The 9,862-nt window shown below is 52.7% G+C and carries 5 protein-coding genes and 1 pseudogene; 4 read left to right on the top strand and 2 right to left on the bottom strand.

Annotated features, from left to right (window positions below; translation table 11 throughout):
- Nucleotides 1-239, bottom strand: a pseudogene (locus VBE63_RS21405) (hypothetical protein); the annotation flags it as partial.
- 126 nt (nucleotides 240-365) lie between these two features.
- On the opposite strand from VBE63_RS21405, the gene wecB reads away from it, so the two are divergent.
- From wecB to VBE63_RS21385, 4 genes are all read left to right on the top strand, one after another.
- Nucleotides 366-1,472, top strand: coding sequence for a non-hydrolyzing UDP-N-acetylglucosamine 2-epimerase (gene wecB, locus VBE63_RS21400; RefSeq protein ID WP_323685052.1), 1,107 nt, complete (start codon nucleotides 366-368; stop codon nucleotides 1,470-1,472).
- Between the two features lie 31 nt (nucleotides 1,473-1,503).
- On the top strand, nucleotides 1,504-2,523 hold the full coding sequence (locus VBE63_RS21395) for an acyltransferase (RefSeq protein ID WP_323685051.1): 1,020 nt from the start codon (nucleotides 1,504-1,506) through the stop codon (nucleotides 2,521-2,523).
- Between the two features lie 266 nt (nucleotides 2,524-2,789).
- Nucleotides 2,790-7,073 (top strand): PKD domain-containing protein, encoded by a 4,284-nt coding sequence (locus VBE63_RS21390; RefSeq protein WP_323685050.1) that lies wholly within the window; start codon nucleotides 2,790-2,792, stop codon nucleotides 7,071-7,073.
- 264 nt (nucleotides 7,074-7,337) lie between these two features.
- Complete coding sequence (locus VBE63_RS21385) at nucleotides 7,338-8,543, top strand: polysaccharide pyruvyl transferase family protein (protein ID WP_323685049.1); 1,206 nt, start codon at nucleotides 7,338-7,340, stop codon at nucleotides 8,541-8,543.
- A gap of 219 nt (nucleotides 8,544-8,762) precedes the next feature.
- Here VBE63_RS21385 and VBE63_RS21380 read toward each other — a convergent pair.
- Nucleotides 8,763-9,862 (bottom strand): glycosyltransferase (locus VBE63_RS21380; protein WP_323685048.1); only part of this gene is annotated, 1,100 nt, incomplete at its 5' end.

Below are 9,862 nucleotides of genomic sequence, written 5' to 3'. Positions count from 1 at the left end.
GCAACGTCGAAGCCGATCTGCAGTTGGTTGGCGCGCGCACCATCGTCGCCGGCCTCGTCGCCCTGGAAGAGGCCGCAGTCGATGAGCAGAGAGTGGTCGCCGGTTGCGTTCTGCGAATCGAGGCTCTTGCCGTTGGCGTTAGCGGCGTAACGCAATTCGTGACAGGAGCCGGTCACGCCGGTGGCAGCGCCGTGATGGCGGATTTCAAAAGCCATATCTTCCTCATCTTTGGTGAACATCCGCTGCCGCTTGCCGGTTAGAACCGTACTCAATAGACTTGCCCCAACTCCACTCGCTGGACCAGCAAGCTCCGGTGAAAAAGCTCGTGGCCATCATTTTTCTTGCTAAACATGCCACTGACATCCATGGATACCATCCTCATCGACATCATCGCCGGCGCGCGCCCCAACTTCATGAAGATCGCGCCCATCATCCGCGCCTTGCAGGAGCGCGAGGCCGCGGGTGGACCCTTGCGTTTCCGGCTGGTGCATACCGGTCAGCATTATGACCCAAAACTCTCCGGCGCCTTTTTCGAGCAGCTCGGCATCCCGCAGCCCGATGTGAACCTGGAGGTCGGCTCCGGCACCCAGGCCGAGCAGACGGCGGCGATCATGACCCGCTATGAGGCCTTGCTGCTGGAGGCCCCGTCCCGCCTCTGCCTGGTGGTCGGCGATGTCACCTCCACCATGGCCTGCGCCATCAGCGCACAGAAGCTCTGTATCCCGGTGGCCCATGTCGAGGGCGGCATCCGCTCTGGCGACTGGAGCATGCCAGAAGAGATCAACCGCATGGTCACCGATGCCATCAGCAACTGGTTCTTCACCACCAGTGAGTATGCCAACGCCAACCTGCGCAAGGCCGGGGTCGAGGACGCGCGCATCCACTTCGTCGGCAACACCATGATCGACACGCTGCTGGCCAATCTCGACCGGCTCAGACCACCGGCGTTCTGGGATGAACTGGCGCTGGAGCCCGGCGGCTACTTTGTGATGACACTGCATCGCCCCGCCAATGTCGACCAAGCCCCCAAGCTCCGCGCCCTACTGGCCGCGATCGAGACCGGCACGCGCGGGTTGCCGGTCTTGTTCCCGGTACACCCGCGCACCGCCAAGAGCCTGGCCGAGTTTGCCGATCTGCCGTCGACCCTGCATCTGGTCGAGCCACAGCCTTATCTCGAGTTCAACTATCTGGTCCGGCACGCCAAGGCGGTCATCACCGATTCCGGCGGTATCACCGAGGAAACCACCGTGCTCGGCATACCCTGCATGACCCTGCGCGATAGCACCGAGCGACCAGAGACCGTCAGCCAGGGCACCAATGCGCTGATCGGCACTGATCCCGCGAAGCTGGCGCCGGCGCTAGAGCGCCTGTTCGCCGGTGACTGGCAGACGGGAACCGTACCTGAACGCTGGGATGGCCAGGCTAGTAAGCGGATAGTGGCCAACTTAGAAGACTTGCTAACGGCATCTTGACAAAGACTACGCAATCGCGCCGATATCAGACATGGCCAAATTAGACGCCGATATAAGCCAAAGAATCAACATCTTACGATACATAATGATCTTCGGGATTATTATTCTTCATACTCCACCCTATGTACCGCTTGCAGAGACCGGAGCATCTGTTTTTGATTTCATAAAGGCCACATTTCAGCATGCAATTTTCCGCACCTCAGTACCAGTACTCACATTCATTTCTGGTTTACTATTATTTAGCGCAAGTCTTGATCAAAAGTTCAAGGATCTAGCTTTAAAGAAAACAAAGACCATCTTAGTCCCGCTTGTCATCTTTAACCTTCCCTTAGCGCTCGCCGTCTATGGCATTCAATCAAACCATTTAACCAACTATGAATTCTCGCAATCACTCTACCCTTTCCACGCCTTAACTTGGGCTGATGCAATCTTCGGCTTATTCAGCAGCCCTATCAATTATCCACTAAATTTTCTAAGAGACCTCTATGTCATATCGCTGCTGTCACCACTGTTTGGAATACTAATTAGAAAAATACCTTGGACTGGATTTTTAGTTATATTTATTATATTTTGGTTTGACTTTGATGGAGACTTAGTGCTCAGAAACACAATGCCCATTATATTTTATGCTGGCGGCATGGCAGCCTTGCTCAACTGGGATTTGAGAAAACTTGATCGATTTGCAATTTGGCTCTTAGCGGCATTTTTGATTTTCTGCTTTGCGATTGTTTTCTTCCAGATAGAAAACAGAAACTACCTTCGCGTTATTTCGCCTCTTTTGATATGGCCAGCCAGTTCTCTTCTTGTAAACTCTAAATTCGGAGCCTGGGTTGCTGGGTTAGCAAAGTACAGCTTCCTCACGTTTCTCACCCACGGCCCACTTCTAGTAGTGCTGTGGATTTTTTACCAAAAAGTATTATCGCCGATATCACCTTATTGGCTATTCTGGGCAACAACCCCTCTTTTTATTTCTCTAGCGGTAATACTAATCTATAAATTTGGTTATCGATTATTCCCGAGAATCATGAAATTTATAATCGGCGGACGTTAAACCCCATGCTGATTGCGCTACCACCTTCAGCGACCTGAGCCCTAGCCTCATCCTGTGCCGTCAAGTCATACAGGAGCCACAACGCTGGCACAGGGCTCACCAGCAAGGTAAAATCATCGGCATCGACCACCGACCTTGCAAGGAAAGACGGACCAATGTTCAGACGACTAATAGCATTCTTACTGACTGCCTCGCTGAGCGCTGTAATTGCAGGCACTGAGCCGCTGGAGATCTTCAGCAACGAATCCTTGGTCGCATGGACCCCGTTGAGCGATCCCGATTACCCGCCTGATGCCTCTTGGTCAGAAGAAGCCGGCGCGATCGAGCACACCAGTCCCGGCTGCCCGGTCGGTGAGTCGCTGGCAGATCGCCCTGGGTCGCTGCTGATCGCCGATGAAACTCAAACATGGTCTCACTACCGGCTCGAATCCCGCCTAACAGGGAACGAATCAGGCTATCTAGGACTCGTTTTTCGCTGGCTCGACTCCGAAAACTACTACCGCCTCTCCTGGGGCGTGGATCAGCCAATATTACGACTGATGAAGCGCACCAACGGACGCTTCCAACTGCTCGCCGAAGCCACAATCCCTTTGAGCCCAGGGACCGAATATCTTGCAGAAGTCGAGATCGTTGATAACATCATCCGAGTGTTTCTGGATTCCGACCTGATCTTCCACATCGATGACTCGGACCCCATTCTGGTTGGCGCGGCCGGCCTGTACGCATGCGGTACTCAGCCAGCGCGATTCGACGATTTCTGGGCTCAGGATCTATCAGCAAGCCCGCCTTTACCACTTCCTGAGGGCGGGGCAACCTTTGCTGAACTCGCCAGAGACCTTGCGCCCGGGGAATGGATGAGAGTAAACACAAACAGTTTCCAGGGCGTTTGGACGCCAGCCGCACAGCGCCCTAAGACCAACATGATCTGGGGCAGCCCAAATCGTGTGGTCTCTGCCTGGAGCTCGATGGCTTGGGACCCAAACCGGGCAAGATTGGTGTTTTGGGGGGGCGGACATGCCAATTACCCTGGCAACGACGTCTACCTCTGGTCATCCGACACCCTTGAGTGGAGCAGAGGATCACTCCCAAGCGACGTCTTGAATACTGGCGGCAGCCGATTCGAAACCGTGGACGGACCCTTTTCAGCACCCATTTCTGCTCACACCTACGATTCCAATGAATTTTTGCCCTTGGCCGACCGCTTCGTCGTCTTTGGCGGCGCTGATTACAACCTCGGGCGCTCCTTCACCTATCGCGGTGACAGCGGCTTAGTCAGAACGGGCCCCTACTTCTGGAATCCAGCAAGGGCCGATGCGAACAAGGTCGGCGGCCTCACCGGCTCGCAGGTAGACCCCGGGTTATTCCCGGACGTCTTAGGCGGAGAGATGTGGGAAAACCGAGATACACTCAATGGCTTCGAGCACGGCGTCAACTCAGTCACCGGTTACGCCGAGATCGATGGCAAGGACACGCTCTTCTTTCAGGCCGGAGCTAGAGAACTGTTGCAGTATACGGTCACGGACGTCGATGATCCGTTCAGCGATCAAATCACGGTCGTCGGTCGCCGCTGGACACTCGATCAGCGTCAAGGCGCAGGCGCCTACAGCCCAGAACACAATATCTTCCTGCGCAGTGCCGGCACCCAGTTTGCGTACTGGGATCTCAACAAAGCCGGCCCATTCAACAATGAGGTGATTTTCAAGCCCATCGAAGTCGATCCCGGATTTCGGGACGTCTGGCCCGACCTGTACGGACTCGACTACGATCCGCTGAGAAAAAGATTCGTGCTCTGGGATGGTTTTGAGCGCGTCTGGCACCTCATCCCGCCTGAACAATTGTCCCCGGAGGGGTGGACCCTGGAGCAAGCACCAACACCGCTAGGCCCGGCACCTGACCATGGACCTGGTTACGGGGTGCTCGGCAAGTGGAAATATATCTCGGGATACGACGTCTTCATTGGAGTCACCGACGATAGAGCCGGCGACATCTGGATCTACAAGCCTGTCGATCCAGGACTAACGATCGATACAGAGACCCTACCCCTCGCTCGCATTGACAGCAACTATTCGGCAGAACTAGCGGCCAGCGGCGGTACCCCGCCCTACAACTGGTGGATCACCGCCGGGGACTTACCACCTGGTCTCGATCTCGACGTCGGTGGCACACTGACTGGCGCGCCAACACTTGACGGAGATTACAGCTTCACTGTCGAGGTCCTCGACCAAAATGGCAGTTCTGATACCGCTGATCTGACACTCAGCGTTGCCCCGCCCTTGCCGTCTGGTATGCTTCTGCAGGATGGCTTCAGCACAGGCTTTCCGAGCGGCTGGAGCACAATCGATGAAGGAACAAACCAAGCGCCCTCCAACTGGACCGTGAGCGGTGGCGCCCTTCGACAATCCAGCAACATCTGGGGGGGCGACTCCCGGGATGGCTCACGTCTCCCCAAACCCGGCACCTATCTCCGCTACGACGCCGGCAGCGCTTGGAGCGATTACCGCACCGAGTTCACGCTGCGCTCCGATGACGATGACGCCCTAGGACTGATGTTCCGCATCGGCGACGCCGACAACTACTATCGGTTCTCCTGGGATCAACAACGCCAGTACCGACGCCTAATCAAGAAGGTCAATGGCGCCTTCACCCTCCTCGCCGAAGACAACGCCGCCTTTACTCAAGGGCGCACCTACGCGGTCACCATCGACGTCATAGGCGATACCATCGAGGTCTGGATCGACGGCAACCTCGTGTTCTCGGTCACGGATAACGCCCATGCCACCGGCACGATTGCCTTCTACAGCTGGGGTAACGACGGCGCCCAGTTCGGGAATCTTGCCGTGCAGAGCACAAGCGGGGAAACGCCCAATGACTCGCCAAGCGCTCAGTTCACGAGCGACTGCAGCGAACTTCATTGCACCTTCACTGACACCTCCACCGACAGCGACGGCACGATCATCGAGTGGTCTTGGAGCTTTGGCGATGGCAACAGCGCAAGCAGCCAGCATCCAACCCATGACTACAGCACCCAAGGCAGCTATACCGTCACGCTGACCGTGACCAATGACGCTGGCGCCAGTGATACCCGCAGCCAAACAGTCACCGTCATTGACGATTCAGGCGGAACGGGAGATTCGACATTGCTACAGGAGGACTTCAGCGCCGGCTTGCCGAGTGGCTGGAGCCTGATCGATGAGGGCACGGTCGATGCGCCCTCCAATTGGGACGTGAGTAACGGCACCCTTCGACAATCCAGCAACATCTGGGGGGGCGACTCCCGGGATGGCTCACGCCTCCCCAAGCCCGGCACCTATCTCCGCTACGACGCCGGCAGCGCTTGGAGCGATTACCGCACCGAGTTCACGCTGCGCTCCGATGACGATGACGCTCTCGGACTGATGTTCCGCATCGGCGACGCCGACAACTACTACCGGTTCTCCTGGGATGAAGAACGCCAGTACCGCCGCTTGGTCAAGAAGGTCAATGGCGCCTTCACCCTCCTCGCCGAAGACAACGTCGCCTTTACTCAAGGGCGCACCTACTCGGTCACCATCGACGTCATAGGCGATACCATCGAGGTCTGGATCGACGGCAACCTCGTGTTCTCGGTCACGGATAACGCCCATGCCACCGGCACGATTGCCTTCTACAGCTGGGGTAACGACGGCGCCCAGTTCGGGAATCTTGCCGTGCAGAGCACAAGCGGGGAAACGCCCAATGACTCGCCAAGCGCTCAGTTCACGAGCGACTGCAGCGAACTTCATTGCACCTTCACTGACACCTCCACCGACAGCGACGGCACGATCATCGAGTGGTCTTGGAGCTTTGGCGATGGCAACAGCGCAAGCAGCCAGCATCCAACCCATGACTACAGCACCCAAGGCAGCTATACCGTCACGCTGACCGTGACCAATGACGCTGGCGCCAGTGATACCCGCAGCCAAACAGTCACCGTCATTGACGATTCAGGCGGAACGGGAGATTCGACATTGCTACAGGAGGACTTCAGCGCCGGCTTGCCGAGTGGCTGGAGCCTGATCGATGAGGGCACGGTCGATGCGCCCTCCAATTGGGACGTGAGTAACGGCACCCTTCGACAATCCAGCAACATCTGGGGGGGCGACTCCCGGGATGGCTCACGCCTCCCCAAGCCCGGCACCTATCTCCGCTACGACGCCGGCAGCGCTTGGAGCGATTACCGCACCGAGTTCACGCTGCGCTCCGATGACGATGACGCTCTCGGACTGATGTTCCGCATCGGCGACGCCGACAACTACTACCGGTTCTCCTGGGATGAAGAACGCCAGTACCGCCGCTTGGTCAAGAAGGTCAATGGCGCCTTCACCCTCCTCGCCGAAGACAACGTCGCCTTTACTCAAGGGCGCACCTACTCGGTCACCATCGACGTCATAGGCGATACCATCGAGGTCTGGATCGACGGCAACCTCGTGTTCTCGGTCACGGATAACGCCCATGCCACCGGCACGATTGCCTTCTATAGTTGGGGGAACGATGGCGCCCAGTTCCGTGAACTTAACGCTTACTCAAATTGACTTAGCGCTCTTAACGCCTTCCAGAAGTGCCCGAGGAATACGGGCCAGCGGCATGTGTAACAGGCTTTAAGACATCGAGGACACCAATTCGGCATCATCTGAGCTAGGTATCCAGAATCCTTAAAGCGCGAAACTCAATAGCCGTTGATCATAAGGGCGCCCAAGGCCAACATGAGGTTGTCAGGAATTCCAACGCAGACCAGTCCAGGGTCGATAGGGTGCTGAACGCGGCTCATAATTGTGAAAACGAGCGCCAAAATAAGCATGAAAAAAAGACTAACCTCTTTTATATCCTTAACCGTCTTTCAGCTCATAAACACAACAAGAAAGCTTATTCCGAAAGAGTCCTCGGTTGTGGTGATAGCGCCAGCGCCTCCGGGCAGCCTTGGTGATCAAGCTTTACTCGAAGGACTATCCCAACTTCTCTATCAAAGAGGGTTACAATACGATGAGATACTCGTTTCTGGAAATAAAAAAATTCATCAAACAAAATACGGACCCAGGCGTACCCTGACAGCTTCTAGCACTGACAAAATTGCGATTATTTTGTTAGCAATAAGGCTAATCAGAACAAGAGGACTAATAATTGTCGGGGCAGATACCACTGACGGCTCATACAATATCACTAAGAACCATGCATGGATTGATATCGCCAAAATTTTTGATAAAATAGGGATTGCCGTTGCTTTTGTTAGCTTTAGCTTTTCCGACAACCCAAAAAAAGAAATATATTCAAGATTATCAAAACTTAGCTCTAATATTGAATTTAAGTCTCGAGACCCCATCTCTTGCGAAAGATTCAAAAAGTTCGTGGGCCATAGATGCCAATTGACCGCGGACTTAGCCTTTTCAATGCCTGCAGAGATCGGAAAACTCCAACATTCACCAGCAGAAAGATGGATCACCACACAACGTCAGAATAAAAAAACCTTGGTTGCCCTAAACATTAATAGCTTGCCAATTAATGCAAACCACGAACAAATTTCTAGCAGCGTAGCGCGGGCGATACGTCACACACAAGAGACACATCCTGATTGCTCATTTATTTTTCTACCACACGACTACCGACAGCAACAATCCGATCAATCTATTCTCGTTTCTATTTACGAAAAGACCGAATGCAAATCAAATATTTTTGTTTTAACAGAACAGCGCACAGCGCAAGAAATAAAATATCTAACCGGCTTTTGTGACTTGACCATCACTGGCCGCATGCATCTTGCTATAGCAGCCTTATCGCAAGGTATCCCAGTTTATTGTTTTAGCTATAAGGGAAAGTTCGAGGGACTGATGAATCACTTTGAATTAAAAGGAAACCTCACACAAGTAGACACAGTGCTAGATCCAACTAAGCTTTCTAGTTTTTTTGACTATGCAATTAAAAACCACCGCTATGATTTAGAAAAAGTAAAGCGGCATTTACCTAGTGTTCTTGCCAAATCAGAACACAATATACCTTCTTGGGCCTGATGCTTTCTTCCTCATACTATATACTAAAAACCTCCTCACCAATTTCAGCAACGCCTAACACAGACTAAATCACAATATAGAATTCCATGATTTCTCGAACAACCTGACCTTAGCCACAACAAATTCCGTCACTAAGAGTAAAAATAACAATTTATAAATGGCAGGTCGTTTTTGCACAGGCTAATTTGTCTTCGCCAGCCAATGTGAAAGAATATAACGTTAATCCTCTTGTGTGGCACATCCAACTGAGGTCAGACTTCTTAACCTATTGATCTTAGCAATTTGCTGAGCGACAGGCTTAATCAAATCACACCAATCGAAGCGATTAATAAGCCTTCTCACTGCTTTGTTCCTCGCATTTTCATCTCTGCGGCAAAACTCTTGAATACTATTCGCGATCATCCTGGGTTCCAGGTCGCTTAAAATAAATCCCGCATCAGGTTCAAGCTTCATAATTTCTTTGAAATAATCTAAGTCTGACACAATTACTCCACGATCTAGGCTTAATGCGGCTAACAACGCTCCACTGCCGGTCACCGATTTATACGGCAAAATCACACCGGCACTTGCATGAACGATATCTGAAAATCGCTGATCATCAATGTAGCCTTTCATAATCCTTATTGACTCGCTTTCAGCAGATAGCATATCAAGTTGATCACTTGTTTCGCGATCATCTGGCGCTCCCGCGACAATCAATTGAAATTGTTCTCCAAGTAAATTAAAGGCTTTGACTACATCTACAAAACCTTTATATCGACGTAGACGACCCACACAAGCAAACACTGGGTTATTGTCATCAAGGCCAAGCTCTGAAAGAGTCCGACTACGCGGCTGAGGTTCTGGATAGATGCCGCGATAGTTCCCGTGGGGCATCACGATCGGCTTCACGGCTCGTGGATAACGATCTTTGAACAGGCTTGCCGCGTAATCATCATGAGCGATCACTAGATCGGCACAACTTGCGAGAGCATTGTAGCCAATACGATCCGCTTTGCCGGTCGACTCATGCGGCTCAACATTATGAAACGTCCAGATAATAAACCTTCCCGACGTCTTTATAAATTTCAGTGCATTAATAAAGCTCCTAGTCTTTTTTATACTTTCACTAGAAGATAAATATCGTTCAAACCTCCATGATCCCGGAAATGAACTAAGCATACTTTCGCTATACCAGTCTGGCACTGACCCACGCCAGCTTTGTTCAGGCCAATGAATATGTATACCATCATATTGATTAATATTTTTGTTCAGCCATTGCGTTTCAAGTAAAGGATCAGGGCCGGCAAAAATCCCATATGGTTGAAGTGCATCATAAA

This window comes from Lamprobacter sp., assembly GCF_034860625.1.
Classification (GTDB): Bacteria; Pseudomonadota; Gammaproteobacteria; order Chromatiales; family Chromatiaceae; genus Lamprobacter.
The sequence above is the reverse complement of the archived record's forward strand: the minus strand, read 5'-3'. Positions and strand labels throughout refer to the sequence as shown.